A 17955-nucleotide genomic window follows, 5' to 3' on the forward strand; every position below is an offset into this window, starting at 1 on the left:
ACTATGGCGCAACTGGATGTACAACCCAAGCAACGGAGTCCGTTTTGGATATGGATCGTGATACTTTTGGTGATACTTGGTGTACTGTTTATGCTGTGGCGCGGATGCAACCGCAGTTATCAGCCGCAGGCTTTAAAAACTACCGATTCGGATTCTACTCATGTAGATACCAATAATACATCCACAAAAATAGCCGTTACCCAGCCCGATTGGGAAGCCGTGGATTTTGAACTGCCGCGATCAACATACGATGAAATTACCGATACCGCCATTGTGGTACGCGGCACCGATAAATACACCATTTACGGTTTAGGCGAAAATGTCCTGTTTGCCGAAGATCAAAGCACCTTACAAGGCGGTGCAGATGGGCGACTGAAACTGATCTCGGCATCGCTCCATAAAAGGTTCAATAACGCGGCGATAGGTGTTTACGGGCATACCGATAGCACGGGCGCATCATCAACTAACCGGATCTTAGGTGCCCAGCGTGCCAATGCCGTTAAAGATTGGTTGATAAGTAAAGGTGGGTTTGCCGATGCGATGATATCGGTACACTCGGTTGGCGAGGCTAAACCTATTGCCACCAACGGAACCGAAAGCGGCAGACAGCAAAACCGGAGCGTGGAAATCGTAGCGTTCCCGGCAGATACCACAAAGAACTAAATACAAATTCAACCTTAAACAATAACGACATGGGTTCAGAAGATAACGATTACAGCAAACTGGAAGAGTTGAGCGAAAGTGATTTCGAGATAGCAGACGGGCAGCCGGATATACAGGGCTGGGACGTGCGCGATTCTGATAATAATAAAATAGGAGAGGTGGATGAGCTGCTCTTCAACCCTCAATCGCGCAAGGTGCGGTACGTTATACTACACATGGAAAATAACGACATAGACCTGGAGGACGGCCGCATTCTGATTCCCATTGGCGTTGCCGAATTGCATGAGGATGATGACGATGTGATTATACCCGATATTACAAAAGCACAGATCTTAGCTTTACCGCTTTACGAACGGGGTAGGGAGATCAATGCTGATACCGAGGCACAGATCCGCAACGTGTTTGTAAGCCCGGAGGCGAATGTAATGCTGGGTACCGATTTTTACGACCACGACCATTTCAGCGAAACCAAATTCTACGGCAAGCGCCGCCAGCCGGGAGCGGATAATACAGTAAGCCAAAGTTATTTGGATGAACCGGAGGAGGGGAAATAGTGAGTGGTGAGTGATGAATTATTAATGGTGAATAGGGAGTTTGTGTGAGCCGTAACCGACTATTGCACACTCGCTACTCACCATTTACTACTCACTACTAAGTACGCGGTCTTTTTAAGTTGTAGGCAACCAGGTAGTTTAGGTTATCGGTAACCACGGTGCGTTTATCAAGCGATTGCTCATCCTTGCTGAAAGATTGGTTCAGCCTTGATTTGATCTGGTGAAATACTTCCAAAACAGCTTCAGGTAACATTTTGGTTGCTATAGTAGGGTAGTATGTTTTTTGCAGGCGTGCTTTTTCTACATCGCCAACCAGGCTAAACTCCCAAACATCATCGGGTTTAAAACCGTGCTCTTTGGCGGTGTTCATCAGGTCGTACAGGTATAGGCGGGTTTGATTTTCTATTGTTTTTTCGTCCATGCAGGAGGTTATTTTTTCTTAGAGGTGAGGTCGGCAGATGAAGTGGATTTGCCCGACTGGTAGGATGATACTTTTTTGTTTACGTTTAGGCTTTTTTCTTTCTTGGTTTCTTTAACCTGTTTCTTGTCTTTGCTCATGATATATGGGTGTGTAATTAGCTAAAATGAAAATATGCCTCGCCATGAAACGCAGCAGATGCTTTTAAAATGTGTTTGTTGTAATTGTTTAAATGTACCTTTTATTTATTGAAAATGAGCAGGTTTTTATAATTAATTTAAGGTAAAAGTTTAAATTAAGAAATAATGCCGTATATAATGATTACCTTGCACGCTTATTAAAAACAATATAATAATGTCAAAAGAAGGAACTGTAAAGTTTTTCAACGTCACAAAAGGCTTTGGATTTATTTCACAGAGTGATAACAGAAGCGATGTTTTTGTTCACTCAACTGGCCTGATCGATGAGATCCGCGAAAACGATAGCGTTACGTTTGATGTAGAAGAAGGCAAAAAAGGCCTAACAGCGGTAAATGTAAAAGTAGTTTAACAAATCACTATAAAATTTAATCGTGAGCATCTGCTGTAAGGCAGATGCTTTTTTATTCTCTTAAAATAAGTATTAACTAACCCACATACCAATATGGCGAAATCGCAAGCAACTTTTATGAAAAAACAACTGGAAAAAAATCGCCAGAAAAAAAAGGAAGACAAGGCATACCGCAAACAGGAACGCAAGGATAACACCGGCAGCACCGACCTGGAAAGCATGATGGCCTACGTAAATGAATTTGGAGAGATTACCTCAATACCTCCCGAAAAATAAACATCATCTTCTTTAAGCTTATAGCACAAAGGCACTAAGCTTAAAGAAATCCTGTTTTCAACCCAGCAAAACAGTTTTAAGGCCGGTAGCTTCTACCATAAACATCCGGTTAACAAATGCCTTTAAGCGCTCCAGTAAACTAAGGGGTTTTTCGGTTTTTAGCATAACAATTTCTTCCTGTTCGGTTCCTCGCGTGGGGTGCTCATGCTCGTGCATTTCTTCGAGGATGCTTTCGCGTATCTCGGGGTCGCGGTTTACAATGTCATCCAGTTCGGTAAGGTCGTTAAAGGTTGCGTTGCCGTTGCGTTGTTTTTTGATAAGGATATCGAAGCGTTCCTGGCGAAAGGTACGCCGGATCAATGGCCGGTTATTTCTCATGATGGCACTAGTTATAATCTATCGGTGTCAAAAGCAATGCCATGGTTTTAAGATGTTGATTTTTAGGTAGTTGTGTTGATTACCTATTGTGCGCTGTACTGTGGTGATACAGTGCGCTGTACGGTTATGGAAAGTATTGTGATGCATTATTTAACGATGTGTGATAGATATATTTTAATAACCTGCGGCGATAAATTTATGTTTGGGAGGTTGATTGCTGATTTGATTTGTAAAACTTCGGTTAAATGGTGAACTTTCTGCATTATTAAAGGTATAGCAGCAATAATATGAAAGACACCACCATCCAAACCCTGCACCCCGATGCCGGAAAAACTAATAAGGTTATTTCCCTGGAAAAGTACGAAACCATTAAAGTCGCTATACTGGAAGTTTTGAAAGAGGGCGACTTAAGCCATACGCAGCTTATGGAGGCGATACATAAACGGGTGAGTAGTTATTTTAAAGGAAACGCCCAATGGTATGGCGAAACCGTTAAACTGGATCTGGAAGCGAGGGGGGTGATACAGCGGAGTAAAAGTAAGCTTCCAATTTACAGCGTCGCTTAAAAGTTATCACATCAAATTTATAAAACCCCATTATTTACTAAAAAAATTAGTAAAATACCCCTATAACGCTTACCTTCGGGTAAATTACCCCGTTATGGAAAACACACAAGAAACCCAACAGCTGCAGCAATACCTCGCCGAAGCGGTAGAAATGCTGGACGACCTGAAACCAAAACTGGCCCTATTTGAGAAGCAGCGCTACTTTCGCTTTAAGGCCGCTTTAGAAAACTACTTAAAGCTGAATGATGGCTTACGGAGATCGTGGGCCGAAGCCGGCGTAACGAATGGTAAATAGTCCGTCATTATTATCTTATCTCCCCCGGGGCCTAGTTTGTTGATGTTGCCCGGCTGTTTTTTTTTGTCTCCAGGCTTTTAGTGCCGCTGTTTCTATAGCAGGCAACTAACAATTCTTTTCTTTTCTCCTCATTTCCTTATAAAACGAACAAAATTGTACTGAAAAATCGTGGTTTTGTCCCATTTTATGCGTGCATAGCATACGCTTTGCTTTAAAAAATGGTTAAATCTTTGTTAATATTATGAAAAGTGTAAAAATATGGCCCGTACTATGGCAATATTTTATATAATCACAATTTTTAATTCTCTAATTTCTTCTTTTGAAAATTATTTACTTGTTTTTGTATGTTAATAATTGAATTTTTGGTAGTGTTTATTGAAAATATCTTATTTATGATTTGTTTTTATTGAAATTCATTCATATTTTCATAAAAAATTATTAATTAATACCTATTCTATAGATTTTATTATTAATAGTTGTGTTTAGATAGTGATTTCAACCCCCATTTGCTAAAAAGACTTTTTTTAACATATCAATCCACTTAATTAACAACAAATGAAGAGTAATTCTACAAAAATCAACCTGCTGGACTCCTTTCGGCAGCTGTCGAAAGAAAAATGGCAGCTCGGCGCTACCATTTTTATCGGGAAACTAACCGGCTTGTTCCTGGTTGTAATGGCCATGATGGTGCTGCCAAACTTTTTTGGTACGCCGGCTCATGCTGCAGACACCTACACTGCGCACGAAACATCAATGATCAACACCATTAACACCGTTTGGACCCTGGTTGCAGCTTTCCTTGTATTTGGGATGCAGGCGGGCTTTGTAATGCTTGAGGCTGGTTTCGCCCGCAAAAGAGAAACCGTTAACGTTTTAATGGAATGTATTTTTGATACCTGCCTTTGCGGTATCTTGTTCTACGCTATTGGTTACGCCTTTATGTTTGGCCAGGGTAACGGCTTTATTGGCTGGGGCGGCGCAGATGGTAAAACTTGGTTCTTTTTACAAAACATACCTGATACCTACCTGGCTTACGGTGTACCGGTATTGGCGCACTGGATCTTTCAGTTTGCATTTGCCGATACTTGCTCTACCATCGTATCGGGTGCTATGATAGGCCGCACAAGCTTCCGTGGCGATATCCTGTACTCAATAGGTATCACAGGCTTTATATACCCAATCATTGGCCACTGGGCCTGGGGACCGGATGGTTTCCTGGCTACCATGGGTACATCTGGTGTGTTCGCAAAATTATTGGGCCAGCCATTCCGCGACTTTGCAGGATCAACCGTAGTGCATACTATAGGTGGTGTTGCATCATTGGCCGGCGCAATAGTTTTGGGGCCACGCTTAGGCCGCATATTTGCACGTGATAATAAAGAGAAAGGCGGCTTACCTGCAGGCCATAACTTACTCATAGCTGCCGTGGGTGGTTTTATCCTGTGGTTTGGCTGGTATGGTTTTAACCCGGGCAGTACCCTAAACGCTATGGACATGCAAGGGATTGGCCGTGTGGCTGCCAACACTACTTTAGCAGCCTGCGCCGGTGGTTTCACCGCTATGCTTGCCGCTTTATGGTGGGGCCCTACAAAAGGCAAATTCGATCTGGCTTTTACAGTAAACGGTTTCCTGGCTGGTTTGGTTGCTATTACCTGCCCTTGCTACTGGGTTAGCCCTTTCGGTTCAATCATGATAGGTGCCATTGGCGGTATCATCATATTTGCCGGTGTTTATATTATTGAGTGGTTCCGTATCGACGATCCGGTTGGCGCATTCTCGGTACACGGTTTAAACGGTATCTGGGGAACTTTATCATTAGGTTTATTCGCATCAGGCCAGTATGGTTTTACTACCCCAACCGGTGCTGATAATACTGCCCCGGTTACAGGTTTATTATACGGTGGTGGTGGCGCGGTGCTCGAAGCCCAGTTACTTGGTAGCTTCATCATTACCGCTGCTGTGTTCATCGTATCTTTCTCTATGATGTATCTCATCAACAAATTACCACATCCATGGAAACTGCGTGTTGAAGAGCATGGCGAACTGGGTGTTGGCGGTATTGACGTATTTGATCACGGTATCGAAATTTACCCTGCTCAGGATGAAGAAATTACCTTAGGCGATCTGATGGATAAAGGCGTTAAACAGCCTGCCTAATCCTTTTAATAAAATTACTCCCGGCTTTGCCGGATATTTCAATGCCAAGCAGCCCCGTAAACTACCGGGGCTGCTTTTTTTGTGGCCTAACGAAACGGGCGTTGCTTAAATTCCATCTGTTTATGTTAAAATATCATTGACGGTAATAGCGGCCATTACTGTAATTTAGACAGCTATAAACGCTACGCCAATTGAAAACTTTCTCTGCCACCTTGCGCCCATTTTTACGGGCATCAGTCATACTTATTTTATTGCTCAGCACTTTTGCTGTTAACCATGCATTTGCGCAGGCTGAAGTGGAGCCATGGGGGAATATTACCGGCATCCGAAATAAAGGACAGCTTTACGGTTTCGAGACCAGCCTGCGGGTGATTGGCGCTAACGGTAAACGTATGGCCGCAACGGCCAAAGAAAAGCAGTCGCCCAAGTATAGCCGCAGGGGGGATGACCAGATCGTAGTTACCCGGATAGACAGCCTGTTTTTCAGCCAAACCGTTACTGATGCGGGTTCCGGTAAAATAAAGGTGAATGTGCAGGTGATAGCTAAAAAGGATACCGCCTTAAAGGGTGTTTTCTTTTGCATTACATTGCCCGTAGCGGAGTATGCCGAGAGCCGCCTGCGGTTGGCCGGGGTAAAAGAAGATTCGCTAAAACAATATGCGCCGGGCTTTGCCAATAGCTTTGTAAGTGTAAAGGCCAGGGGCGTGGAATTTACCGCTGCCACACGGAAATTAAAGGTGAGTTTTGATGAGCCGGAGATGGTTATTGTACGTAAGGATTCGGTAGGTAATCTGCAACTGTACGTCCCGCTTGCGCTGAATGAGGTGCATCGCGGCGATGTAATAACTAAAACGCTAAGTATTAAAGCCGAGGGACTGATAGATACGCAACCGGTTAACCTGGTTATCAATACCGCACAGCCGGGGCGTGAGTTCGCCGGACTTGGCGGTAACTTCCGCTTGCAGAACCCGAAGACCGACCCGCAGGTAATAGACTACAGCCTGCAAAACCTGCGCGTAGCCTGGGGCAGGGTAGAAATGCCCTGGCGCTTTTGGCAACCCGAAAAGGATATTGACCCCACAACAGAAGCAAACAATGGCAAACTGAACCCTTTTGTGTTAAAATCCATGCAGATGGCGCATAGGTTGGATAGCATGGGCATTCCGGTGATCCTGTCGGCATGGTCGGCACCCAACTGGGCTATTGTTGGCCCGCCACGCTTTAGGCCAACGCCTCAAGGTGTTTGGGGCAACCCGCTGGATCACACGCAGGACGAAGCTATTTACAAATCTATAATCAACTACATTCTTTACCTGAAAGCCAAATACGGTTTCGAAGTGAAAATGTTCTCGTTCAACGAATCGGACCTTGGTATAAACATTCGCCTAACGGGAGAGGAGCACCGCGATTTTATTAAAGGGCTTGGCGCGTATATGGCCTCCAAAGGCCTCCATACCAAATTATTGCTGGGCGATAACTCGGACGCGACAACATATAAGTTTATATACCCGGCAATGGACGACCCAGCCACCAAGCCCTATATCGGCGCGATATCTTTCCACTCGTGGAGAGGGTGGGATAACGTTACCCTGCAAAAATGGGCGGATGCCGCTACCAAAATGAATGTGCCGCTAATTGTGGGTGAGGGCAGTATAGATGCCGCCGCCTGGAACTATCCCGACATTTTTCAGGAGCAAACCTATGCGCTTGAGGAGATAAACCTGTATACCCGTTTGCTGGCCATCTGCCAGCCGGTTTCTATATTGCAATGGCAACTCACTGCCGATTACTCTCCACTAATAGGCGGTGGTATTTTTGGCAACCCCGAACCGCTGCACCCGGGGCAGCGGTTTTGGAATTTAAAGCAGCTTTCCACTACGCCCAAAGGGTTATTTGCCATGCCGCTAAGTGTGGATCGGCCCGGAATTTCCGCCGCAGCTATGGGCGATAACAGTAAAGGCATTTATGCCTTGCAATTGGTAAATAACGGCAGCACGCGCGAAGTAAATTTAACCGGACTGCCGGCGAAAATTGTACGGCTTCGTTATTATATCACCAACAGGAAAACCAATATGAAAGAAGAACGCGCTGTGGAGGTAAAAGATGGTGCGGCGAAGTTTAAACTGCCGGCTGTAAGTTATGTGAGCCTGATAAGCGAATAAGCAATTCAGGATTTGATCCCCGCCAGTTAAAACAGCGGTGCCGCAGTTACTTTATCAGCCGGAAAGTGTATTGGTAATTTAAAATATTACCGTCGGCCTCTACGTTTTTTATTTTTACGGTGTAGGTAATATTGTCTTTCAGTCCATCTGTTTTACATTGGATGGAGTTGGGCAGGCCTTCGTTCTGATTATCAAAGTTAACAGCAGATATAATTAAGAATGGCCATCATAGGTGCAATTTAATATTTAGCGCATTAAGTTTGGTATAGCAGGCCCCAAAACCACCAATTATTTATAAAAGGCCAGGGCTTGTGTTAATATTGCATCTATCTTTTCCACCGGGATGTCTGCTGTAGCATCTATCAGTAATATTTTCATGCGGGCGCGTTTTTCCAGCAGCAGGTCGGGATGATTAAGCCGGTTGCCTTCTACAATGCCAATATAGGGTTGCAGGTATTTTTTATGCACCCATAGGTAACAAAACATTTTGCCCTTATAGCAATACATGGGCATGCCATATTTCCATTCTTCGGTAAGGAGGGTGTTTAGGGCCAGGATATGCCCGCGCAGAAATTGCAGGCAACTTTGGGTTGGTTTTGGCTGGTTGAGAAAATACTCGTCAATTGGGCGCGGCATATTGTAATTGTCTGAGCTCGAATTTGATTGAATTTTTAGAATTGACAGAATGCTTTCAATATACTCAAGCTGATATTCTATAAATCCGCTTAATTCCCTAAAATTCGAGTTCAGATGAATAACTATTGCTCTACGCGAGGTATAGGACGGAAAATACGATTCCAGCGGATCTTCTTAAAGAAAGACTGAGTGCTATCGATACTCATCCAGGTGATCACGGCTTTACCTACAATATGATCTTCGGGTACAAAACCCCAAAAACGCGAATCTACGGAGTTGTGGCGGTTATCGCCCATCATCCAATAATAATTCATTTTAAAGGTGTAGTTGTCGGCTTTTTTATCGTTGATGAACACTTCTTTACCTTTAATTTCCAGTTTATTGTGCTCGTAAACCTCGATGGCCCGGCTGTATAGTGCAACGGTGCTATCATTTAGTTGGATAACGGTGCCTTTTTTAGGGATCAATATAGGGCCATAATTATCTTGGTTCCATTTAAACAGAGCGTTTTTCGGGAAAACTTGGGAGTCAACTTCGCCCTTCGGCTCATTTACCTGTGTGACAGATTTTACATTAGAGAAGTTTTTCACCTGCGAATAGCTGTCGGTAGGTATCACCATTTCGTAGGTGCTTGTGCCATCAAAACCTCTTACTTCTACATGCAGATCGGTTAAAACGTCCTGATTTAATGGAGTACCGTTGGTGACTACTAAGTAAGATGTTTGTGCTTGTGGCGCGTTTTTTACAATTTTTCCGTCGGTATATGCTTGTCCGTTAACTATGGTAACGGTTTCGCCGGGGAGCCCAACGCAACGTTTTATATAATGCACACGCATATCTACCGGGCGGGGGACAGTTTCGGCAGGATAGTTAAATACAACCGCGTCGCCTTTTTTTACATCGCCCAAGCCCGGCAGGCGGTAGTAAGGTAGCTGAATGCCGTCCCAATAAGTTTTCATGTTACCATATATGGTCGATTCTGTAAACGGAATGGCTACAGGTGTCATCGGCATACGGGCACCGTATGATAATTTGCTTACAAACAGGTAATCGCCGGTCATCAAACTACCCTCCATAGATGCGGAAGGAATAGCAAATGCCGAAAATAACAGGCCGCGAATAATGGTTGACGCGACCAGTGCGAACAAAATTGCATCGATCCACTCACGGGTTTTGCTCTTTTTTGGCTTTGCCGTATCCGTTTTTTTGCGCGATAAGAATTTCCAGTTCATAGCTATTGTGGTATTAATTTAGCGTTCCTTACTCATTTAGAGCCTAACATACGAAAAATGTTACAGTCACTGGGATGATTTTTAGCCATAATTTGTAGATTTAGGGCACCTATTTTATATCAACCCTATGTTACGACGTAATTTTATCAAACTCTCCGCCGCATCCATGGCGGCAGTAATGTATAGCAGAATCACGTTTGCCGCCGATAGCGGCTTCGCACTCATTAACCATCCCGACGAAGCCTGGATAGAACTGGCAGAGGGTTGGGTAAAGCTTACCGGTGCCGGTGGCTCAGTTTATACGCACAAAGATGTGCGCGTAGAAGTTAAAAGCGCGGGCAACGCGCAATCGGTTTACGTGCAGTCGCCAACAGCGGCGTTGATGGCTGTTCGCTTCAAGTGGAAATATGAGACCAAAAAGTATTCGAAAATATTGGGCGACCATTGGGAACGCACTTACGGCGACCTTGCCTGGAAGAAACCTGAAGCAAGCGCTAAAAACCCCTGGTATGTTTTGCTGCATGATGATAAGCAAACCGCGGCATTTGGTGTGAAAACAGGCGGCAATACTATTTCCTTTTGGAACGTAACCGCAGATAGTTTAGAGCTAACGATGGATACCCATTCGGGGGGGCGGGCGTAATGCTTGGTCAGCGGAAACTGCATACAGCGGATATTGTAACCAACATGAGCGCCCCTAACGAAACGCCCTATGCAACGCTGACCCGCTTTTGCAAGATAATGTGCCCAAAACCACGGCTGCCTAAACAGCCTGTTTATGGCATCAATGATTGGTATGTGGTTTACGGGAACAACTCTTTCAATTCCATAAAAGAGCAGACAACCGTGATGAGTGGTTTGGTAAGCGATACGAACAACCGGCCCTTCTCGGTAATTGATGATGGCTGGCAGCAACCGGATGATTTTAGCATAGTGAACGATAAGTTTAAGGACATGCATAAAATGGCAGACGAAATAAAGAGCCATGGCATGCGCCCCGGTTTGTGGACACGCCCGCTGATTGCCCGTAAGGACGATAGTGCCTCACTGCTGGCTCCAAAAATACCGGGCCGTGGCCAAACGGGTGAACTTATACTCGACCCAACCCTGCCCGAAACCATTGAACGCGTAAAACACAATATTAGCCTTTACAAACAATGGGGCTACCACATGGTGAAGCACGACTACAGCAGCTACGATATTTTCGGTAAGTGGGGTATGCAGATGACCGACGGGCTCACTGCGCAGGGTTGGAAATACCACGACCAAAGTAAAACCAATGCAGAGATCATCAATAATTTGTACAATGCAATCCGGCAATCGGCAGGTGATATGTATATCATTGGCTGTAACACCATGAGCCACTTATCTGCCGGCGTGTTTGAACTGAACCGTACCGGCGATGATACCAGCGGTAAAGAGTGGGCCCGTACAAAAAAAATGGGGGTGAACACCTTAGGTTTCCGCCTGCCGCACCATAATACTTTTTATGCTGCCGATGGCGACTGCGTTGGCCTTACCAAAGATGTACCTTGGGATAAGAACCGCCAATGGCTGCAATTGCTGGCAGAAAGCGGTGCGCCGCTGTTTATCTCTGCCGAACTGGATATTTTAGATGCTGATAAAAAAGCTGCCATTAAAAAGGCCTTTGCCGATGCTGCCAAAGTGCAGCCAACCGGCGAACCGCTTGACTGGCTGACCGAACAATGGCCGGCTAAATGGAAATTGAATAATCGGGAGGTTACCTTTAACTGGGATTGATAAATAATTGATGAATTTTACTTTTTTATGGAAAGCAAAGCACTCAGCCTTGAGCAGATTGCGCAGTATCAGCGTGACGGCTATCTCGTGATCAAACAATTTTGCAGCGACGCCGAGATAGAAAAACTCTACAGTACCGCCCTTAATGATGACGCTATGCGCAAGAATGATTGCAATGATGCATTGACAGGATGTTTGGATTCTCAACCTTCCAAACTAAAAGCATCCGCGTCTTTTAGGAACGGTAACGCCCGGCGGATCTTTTTCACTTCGTCGTAAATGATGGAGAAGGTGTATACGTCTTCTTCGTCGCGTTTGTAATAAACTACATCGCCGTTGGGGCTAATGCAGGTAGAATCGCCGGAATGATAAACCTCGTTGCCATCGTGGCCTACGCGGTTCACGGCGATAACATAGCTCTGGTTCTCTACCGCGCGGGCGGGGATAAGGGTGCGCCAGTGCAGCGCGCGTCTTTCCGGCCAGTTGGCTACGATCATTAATACATCGTAATCCTCATCAACATTACGCAGCCATACCGGGAAACGGAGATCGTAACATATTACCGGGCAAATTTTCCAGCCATTTATTTCTACTATAAGTTTTTTGGTGCCTGCTGTGTAAGTATTATGTTCTTTGCCAAGGGCAAAGAGGTGTCGCTTGTCGTAATGCTCGTAGGTGCCGTCGGTTCGCATCCAAATGAGGCGGTTATAAAATTTACCATCCTCTTTGATAATAATGCTGCCGGTTACCACGCAATCATACTTAATAGCGGTATCGTGCATCCATTTCATCGTTTTACCGCCCATGTTTTCGCCCAAAGCTTCGGCATTCATAGTAAAGCCGGTGTTAAACATTTCTGGCAGAATAATGAGGTTGGTTCTTTCGCGGATGTTGGATAACCTTAGCGAGATATTCTGCAGGTTTTTATCAATGTTCTCCCAAAATAAATATCCCTGGTAAACGGTAACTTTAAGATTATCCATAAGCGGTGTTTTTTGAGCAACGGCTGGTAAATGTATACGTAAATATTTACTAAAGGTTAAACCTTTAACAACCTATCAACGGCTTTATCGATAGTTTCTTGCCTTTTGGCGAAACAAAATCGCAGTACATGCTTGTCGGTACCCTTGCGGTAGAACGCCGAAACAGGGATAGAAGCCACCCCAATTTCCTTGGTTAAACGTATGGCATAGTCCGAATCTTTCTCATCGGTAATGGCATCATAGGTAACCGATTGGAAGTATGATCCCGCGCACGGCAGCAGTTGAAAACGTGTATTTTTAAGTCCTTCGCGGAAGTAATCTCGCTTTTGCTGAAAAAAATCCGGCAGGCTTAAATAGGTGTTCTCGTCTTTTAAATATTCGGCAATGGCGTGCTGCATCGGCGCATTCACGCTGAATATCAAAAACTGGTGGATCTTCCTGAACTCCGTCATGAGGTAGGCTGGGGCGAGGCAATAACCCATCTTCCAGCCGGTAGCATGGAACGTTTTGCCAAACGACGATACAATAAAGCTGCGCTGCTGTAGTTCGGGGTAGCGGGCCATGCTGTGGTGCGTTTCGCCGTCGTATATCAGGTGCTCGTACACCTCGTCGCTCAGTATCAGAATATCCTGGTTTTTTACCAGGGCGCTTAGTTCGTCGATATCCTCCTTACGCAAGATGGTTGCTGTGGGGTTATGTGGCGAATTGAGGATGATCATTTTTGTTTTACCGTTGATGAGGCGTTTCACCATATCCCAGGCAATGCGGTAATCGGGCGGGTCCAGTTCTAATGACTTCACCACGCCGCCCATCAGTTTAATGGCAGGGGCATAGCAATCATAAGCCGGTTCAAAAATGATCACCTCATCATTGGGATTTATCACCGCGCTGATAGCTGTGAACACGGCTTGCGTGCCCCCTGCGGTAACAGTAATTTCGGTATCGGGGTTATAAACGGCACCGTAAAGTTTTTCGGTTTTAATAGCAATTTGCTCGCGCAGGGCCATCAGGCCGGGCATAGGAGCGTATTGGTTGTGGCCATTTTGCATGGCCTTGTTCACCAATTCTACCAATTCGGGCGCGCAATTGTAATCGGGGAATCCTTGTGACAGGTTAATAGCCCCAAGCTCGGCAGCAAGTGCGGACATCACCGTAAATATGGTGGTTCCTGTTTGGGGTAGTTTAGATATAACGGGTATCATCAACGGCTAAAATAGCCAAAAAAAGGTATGGGTTGGCACAATGTTGAAAAATGGAAATAATTAAACCCATCAGATGTTGGAATGCCAGTTGCCCGGCACTATTCCTCAACTGACCAAAACTGCACGGCATTGTTGGTGCGGTAGCGGGTAACAGTAGTGTTTGTTTCTCTATTTACATTTACTGTTTTATCGGGCGTTTGTACGTAGTATTCCAGTGGTAAAAGCATCACATAGCCCACACTACGGTTTTTGCCTGGTGTTTGGTAATCAAACTCGCTTTTTATAGGGCTATATAGCATGTACAGGTTTTTAGCCATGTAATTGTACAGGTAAAAGTTTTTGGTTATCACCTGCCGGTTGTTCCAGTTGGCATCGGTGTTTAGTACCAGCGGTTTATTGTTTACCAGGCCTTCACGCACTTCCTCAATGCCCAGCATTTCCCCCTTATCATTAGTAACGTAAGCGTTGTTTGTTGGGTCCATCCATATCCATTTTTGGTTGGCGGGCAGGTATACCACGTTGATCACATGCGAATCGAAATCCGTTTTCAGGCTATCTTTAGGGAAGCAATAAACCTTGCGCGCTTTCCAGCCCATCGCCAAATAGCAATCCTGTAATACCGAAGCCAGTTCGCCACAAGATACGCCTACTTTGCGCGACCTGGCCGCACCGATGATCTCATCGGCATTGATGAGTTTGATGCCACTTTCATGCTGCCCGTCATGGTTTACGGTATTGTGCACCCAATGCAGCAAATTCTTCATTTTTTCTAAGTCGGTGCCGGTACCCGCCACAGAATCAAGGTTGAATTTTTTGCGCAAAGCCACCAGTGCGGGGGCAGTTGCAGGCTGGTAACTAAAGGCCGGTATTACCCGCTTTTGCGCGCTATTGTATTTACCCGCTTTTTGCAAAATGTACAAATAATCGCCAATGGAGCGTATTTTGGTACGAATTGCTGTAAATCCAGGTTCGGCTTTTATGTTTGCAAAATCGGTATCTTCCCCCAAGTGTTTGTAATCGGTATAACCCTTTACTACCGCACTATCTAAATATTGCAAAGCCTTTTCCTTACTATTGGTTATGGCGTAAATGCAGCTTAAATTGTAGTAAGCGTTTGTTATATTCCCACCAAAGTAAACTTTATCCTCTCGGCTTAATTTGTTGTATTGGGTTGCAAAATCCTCTACCAATTTCCGCCCCGTTTCAGCGTCGCGTTTATCATAAGCTTTTTGCAGTTTATCGCTAAAATTGTCGGCGTAGGGAGTAAAGGCAGGTTGAGGCTTGTTCTGGCCAAATAAACTGGCGGTGGTAAACAGGGCGAGGCTTAGCAGGGCGTATTTAAATTTCATGGGGATGTGTTGTTCATTTCAAATATAAATATATCGGTATTGTAAAAAAAATATTATCTAAAGCCAACATTTTTTGCTTTCGGGGCTATTAATTACCTTAGTAGGATGAAATTCTCCAAGTCGCTCATCGCCATATTAATTGTGCTGTTTGCTGTTTCCTGCTTGTCTGATAAAAAATCTGCCGTGCCGGTGGTTGGTTTTGTAGATGCCTTTGAGGATGCCACCATAGCGCAGGCAAAAGATGGCTTTGTTGCCGCACTTAAGGCGAATGGCTTTAGCGAGGAGCAAAAAAATATCGAAATAAAATACAGCAACGCGCAGGGCAGCATCCCTACGCTTACTACTATAGTGAACCAGTTTGCGGGCGAAAAGGTTGATCTGCTGGCAACCTCTACTACCTTATCAACGGTGGCTGCCATTCAAAAAACAAAAACCATCCCTATCTTCCAGATGGTATCGCCCACGCCCGAACGGATGAAGGTGGCTGATGCAAGCGGCAAAGGCCCGGCAAATTTGTTTGGCACCATGGAGGAATTGAATTATATTGATACATCGTTCGCTATCATCCCAAAACTATTGAAGCCAAAAGGCGCGCAACTGACCATTGGCATGATCTATAACCAAAGCGAGCCGCAATCTGCCGACGCCTTGAACAGGATACAGGGCCTTGCTGCAAAACTGAATGTAAAGATCATCGCGTTGCCGCTAAATTCTTCGGCCGACGCGCAGTTGGTAACACAGGCGCTTTTGGGTAAAGGTATCGACGCTTTCTTCGCTAACCCGGATAATACCGTTTTTGCCGCCTTTGAAACTATCCTGAAAAGCTGTAACGAACATAATGTGCCTATTTTCACCAGCGAGGCCGGTTTGGTACAACGTGGCGCTGTTGCAGCCTTTGGTGCCGATATTTACCAGTGGGGCTATCAGAGTGGCGTACAGGCGGCAAAATATTTAAAAACGCACAAAACCGACGGCCTGACTTTGGAAATGGTAAAAGTGCGCAAGCGTGTTTACAATGCCGAGGCCGCAAAAAGATATAACATTGCCATCCCGGCAGATTATACCGCTGTAAAATAATGGGGCTGTACCTGAGCGCGTTATTACAGGGGCTTTGCTTCGCGGGGATAGCCTTCGGTATCTATATCTCCATGAAGATCTTTAACATCCCCGATATTACTACCGACGGCAGCTACACGCTGGGCGGCGTGGTAACGGGCATTATGCTTACCCACAACCAGCCCGGCTGGATGATTTTATTAGCAGTGATAGGGGCGGGGGCCGTCGCTGGTGCGCTTACCGGGATCATCCATACCAAATTAAAAATAAATGCCCTGTTAGCAGGCATCCTGGTGATGACGGCGCTCTACTCCGTAAACCTTACTATTTTAGGTCGCTCTAATTTACCGCTGCTTAGCCTGCCCTCTTTGTTTTCGGTGCTGAACGTATTAACCGACCCAAACCAAAATTCGTTAATCATCCTTTCGCTGTTTGTAGCGGCGCTTACACTGCTTATTGGTTACCTGCTTAAAACAGATTTCGGCATTGCTATGCGCGCTACTGGCAATAGCGAGCAAATGGTCCGCGCCCTTGGCGTAAATACCGACAGGATGAAGATCATTGGCCTTGCTATTGCCAATGCGTTAACCGCTTTGAGCGGCTATCTCATCACCCAGTTTCAGGGTTTTGCGGATATCAGCATGGGGATAGGTGTAGTAATTATCGGCCTTGGCTCGGTTATCATCGCCGAAACTTTGATCAACTGGCTGCAGATAACGTCTGTATGGCTCAGTCTGGTGCTGGTACTTGCCGGCGCGGTTATCTTTCAGTTAGTGCTGGCCTTTACATTGGATATCGGCGTAAACCCTAACCTGCTAAAAATGGTAACTGCCATGTTTGTATTAATTATAGTGGGCCTGCCGCGCTTAACCTCCAGTAAGGCATGATAGAACTAAAAAGCATCAGCAAAACCTTTAACGCCGGTAAACCTAACGAGGTGAAGGCGCTGGGTAAGTTAAACCTGGAGATCAAAGAAAAGGAGTTTGTGGTAATTGTCGGTTCCAACGGTTCGGGCAAAACCACGCTGCTTAATTTGGTGGCAGGTACCATCCTCCCCGATACAGGCAGCATCAGCATCGCCGGGAACAATGCCACCAAACTGGCCGACTACCAGCGCAGTAAATGGATAGCCCGTATTTTCCAGAATCCATTATCGGGCACAGCCGCCGATCTGAGCATATTGGATAACTTCCGACTCGCGGCCCTTCGTACCCAAAATAAGGGATTGACCATCGGGAAAAACGAAAAGTTTAAAACTTTGGTCCGCGAAAAAATAGCTGCACTGGGCATGGGCCTCGAAGATAAAACCGAGCAGCCGATTGGCACACTCTCCGGCGGGCAACGGCAAGCGCTCACCCTGATGATGAGCGTAATGGATGAATGTAAGATCCTCCTGTTGGACGAACCAACCGCCGCCCTCGACCCACGCTCTGCCGAAAACGTGATGCGCACTGCCGATGCGCTTATTAAACAATATGGCCTTACCGCTATACTGGTAACGCACAATTTAAAGGACGCTGCTAACTACGGCAGCCGCATTATCCAGATGAGCGAAGGCGAGATACTGAAAGATATCTCTACAGCAGAAAAAACAAAGTTAAAACAGGCCGAGCTGTTTGAGTGGTTTGGATAAAATATCGGGCCCTGTTGTAGAAGAGACACACAATTATTGGTAAAATAACTATTTTAATATGTTAACCCTGTAAATGTTTTAAGTT

General features: G+C 45.3%; 21 protein-coding genes. 13 read left to right on the forward strand and 8 right to left on the reverse strand.

Going from position 1 to position 17955, the window contains the following annotated elements:
* The first annotated feature begins 3 nt into the window (after nucleotides 1-3).
* Both EPL05_RS08860 and EPL05_RS08865 read left to right on the forward strand, forming a co-directional pair.
* Nucleotides 4-663, forward strand: a complete 660-nt coding sequence (locus tag EPL05_RS08860; RefSeq protein WP_128533576.1) for an OmpA family protein — start codon at nucleotides 4-6, stop codon at nucleotides 661-663.
* A gap of 29 nt (nucleotides 664-692) precedes the next feature.
* Nucleotides 693-1217: a PRC-barrel domain-containing protein gene (locus EPL05_RS08865; RefSeq protein ID WP_128533577.1), complete on the forward strand. Its 525-nt coding sequence runs from the start codon at nucleotides 693-695 to the stop codon at nucleotides 1215-1217.
* 97 nt (nucleotides 1218-1314) lie between these two features.
* Here EPL05_RS08865 and EPL05_RS08870 read toward each other — a convergent pair whose 3' ends face one another.
* Both EPL05_RS08870 and EPL05_RS24470 read right to left on the reverse strand, forming a co-directional pair.
* Nucleotides 1315-1638, reverse strand: a complete 324-nt coding sequence (locus tag EPL05_RS08870; RefSeq protein ID WP_128533578.1) for a hypothetical protein — start codon at nucleotides 1636-1638, stop codon at nucleotides 1315-1317.
* 8 nt (nucleotides 1639-1646) lie between these two features.
* Nucleotides 1647-1775: a hypothetical protein gene (locus EPL05_RS24470; RefSeq protein WP_262708165.1), complete on the reverse strand. Its 129-nt coding sequence runs from the start codon at nucleotides 1773-1775 to the stop codon at nucleotides 1647-1649.
* A gap of 214 nt (nucleotides 1776-1989) precedes the next feature.
* Here EPL05_RS24470 and EPL05_RS08875 point away from each other — a divergent pair, with 214 nt between their 5' ends.
* Both EPL05_RS08875 and EPL05_RS08880 read left to right on the forward strand, forming a co-directional pair.
* Entirely contained in the window at nucleotides 1990-2184 is a 195-nt protein-coding gene (locus tag EPL05_RS08875) for a cold-shock protein (protein ID WP_128533579.1), read from the forward strand.
* Nucleotides 2185-2277: 93 nt separating this feature from the next.
* Nucleotides 2278-2460, forward strand: coding sequence for a hypothetical protein (locus EPL05_RS08880; protein ID WP_128533580.1), 183 nt, complete (start codon nucleotides 2278-2280; stop codon nucleotides 2458-2460).
* Nucleotides 2461-2517: 57 nt separating this feature from the next.
* Here the strand turns inward: EPL05_RS08880 and EPL05_RS08885 are convergent, their stop codons facing one another.
* On the reverse strand, nucleotides 2518-2838 hold the full coding sequence (locus tag EPL05_RS08885) for a hypothetical protein (RefSeq protein ID WP_128533581.1): 321 nt from the start codon (nucleotides 2836-2838) through the stop codon (nucleotides 2518-2520).
* A 287-nt stretch (nucleotides 2839-3125) separates the two neighbouring features.
* Here EPL05_RS08885 and EPL05_RS08890 point away from each other — a divergent pair, with 287 nt between their 5' ends.
* From EPL05_RS08890 to EPL05_RS08905, 4 genes are all read left to right on the forward strand, one after another.
* A complete protein-coding gene (locus EPL05_RS08890; RefSeq protein ID WP_128533582.1) occupies nucleotides 3126-3404 on the forward strand; it encodes a DUF6958 family protein in 279 nt (92 codons plus the stop codon).
* Nucleotides 3405-3498: 94 nt separating this feature from the next.
* On the forward strand, nucleotides 3499-3699 hold the full coding sequence (locus tag EPL05_RS08895; protein ID WP_128533583.1) for a hypothetical protein: 201 nt from the start codon (nucleotides 3499-3501) through the stop codon (nucleotides 3697-3699).
* Nucleotides 3700-4254: 555 nt separating this feature from the next.
* A complete protein-coding gene (locus EPL05_RS08900; RefSeq protein ID WP_128533584.1) occupies nucleotides 4255-5856 on the forward strand; it encodes an ammonium transporter in 1602 nt (533 codons plus the stop codon).
* 191 nt (nucleotides 5857-6047) lie between these two features.
* A complete protein-coding gene (locus EPL05_RS08905; protein WP_128533585.1) occupies nucleotides 6048-8018 on the forward strand; it encodes a glycoside hydrolase family 30 protein in 1971 nt (656 codons plus the stop codon).
* Between the two features lie 288 nt (nucleotides 8019-8306).
* On the opposite strand, the gene EPL05_RS08910 is transcribed toward EPL05_RS08905, so the two are convergent.
* The gene (locus EPL05_RS08910; protein ID WP_128533586.1) at nucleotides 8307-8654 is read right to left on the reverse strand and encodes a DUF1801 domain-containing protein; all 348 of its coding nucleotides are present in this window, start codon (nucleotides 8652-8654) and stop codon (nucleotides 8307-8309) included.
* Nucleotides 8655-8776: 122 nt separating this feature from the next.
* Complete coding sequence (gene lepB / locus EPL05_RS08915) at nucleotides 8777-9886, reverse strand: signal peptidase I (RefSeq protein WP_128533587.1); 1110 nt, start codon at nucleotides 9884-9886, stop codon at nucleotides 8777-8779.
* Nucleotides 9887-10013: 127 nt separating this feature from the next.
* Here lepB and EPL05_RS08920 point away from each other — a divergent pair, with 127 nt between their 5' ends.
* Entirely contained in the window at nucleotides 10014-10529 is a 516-nt protein-coding gene (locus tag EPL05_RS08920; RefSeq protein ID WP_128533588.1) for a hypothetical protein, read from the forward strand.
* Nucleotides 10529-11647: an alpha-amylase family protein gene (locus EPL05_RS08925; protein WP_128533589.1), complete on the forward strand. Its 1119-nt coding sequence runs from the start codon at nucleotides 10529-10531 to the stop codon at nucleotides 11645-11647. Before EPL05_RS08920 ends, EPL05_RS08925 begins: the two co-directional genes overlap by 1 nt.
* A 203-nt stretch (nucleotides 11648-11850) precedes the next feature.
* On the opposite strand, the gene EPL05_RS08930 is transcribed toward EPL05_RS08925, so the two are convergent.
* The 3 genes from EPL05_RS08930 to EPL05_RS08940 form a co-directional block, all read right to left on the reverse strand.
* Nucleotides 11851-12630 carry an amidohydrolase gene (locus EPL05_RS08930; RefSeq protein ID WP_128533590.1) on the reverse strand — a complete coding sequence of 260 codons (780 nt, stop codon included), beginning with the start codon at nucleotides 12628-12630 and terminating at the stop codon, nucleotides 11851-11853.
* Between the two features lie 56 nt (nucleotides 12631-12686).
* Nucleotides 12687-13832: a methionine aminotransferase gene (locus EPL05_RS08935; protein ID WP_128533591.1), complete on the reverse strand. Its 1146-nt coding sequence runs from the start codon at nucleotides 13830-13832 to the stop codon at nucleotides 12687-12689.
* 98 nt (nucleotides 13833-13930) lie between these two features.
* Complete coding sequence (locus tag EPL05_RS08940; RefSeq protein ID WP_128533592.1) at nucleotides 13931-15181, reverse strand: transglutaminase-like domain-containing protein; 1251 nt, start codon at nucleotides 15179-15181, stop codon at nucleotides 13931-13933.
* 105 nt (nucleotides 15182-15286) lie between these two features.
* Between EPL05_RS08940 and EPL05_RS08945 the strand changes: the two genes are divergently transcribed.
* From EPL05_RS08945 to EPL05_RS08955, 3 genes are read left to right on the forward strand one after another with little or no spacing between them, the layout of a single operon-like run.
* On the forward strand, nucleotides 15287-16258 hold the full coding sequence (locus EPL05_RS08945; RefSeq protein WP_128533593.1) for an ABC transporter substrate-binding protein: 972 nt from the start codon (nucleotides 15287-15289) through the stop codon (nucleotides 16256-16258).
* Entirely contained in the window at nucleotides 16258-17124 is an 867-nt protein-coding gene (locus EPL05_RS08950) for an ABC transporter permease (protein WP_128533594.1), read from the forward strand. The genes EPL05_RS08945 and EPL05_RS08950 overlap by 1 nt, the downstream gene beginning before the upstream one ends.
* Entirely contained in the window at nucleotides 17121-17870 is a 750-nt protein-coding gene (locus EPL05_RS08955) for an ABC transporter ATP-binding protein (RefSeq protein ID WP_128533595.1), read from the forward strand. The genes EPL05_RS08950 and EPL05_RS08955 overlap by 4 nt, the downstream gene beginning before the upstream one ends.
* Nucleotides 17871-17955 lie beyond the last annotated feature (85 nt).

This window comes from Mucilaginibacter gilvus, assembly GCF_004054195.1.
Taxonomy (GTDB): Bacteria; Bacteroidota; Bacteroidia; order Sphingobacteriales; family Sphingobacteriaceae; genus Mucilaginibacter; species Mucilaginibacter gilvus.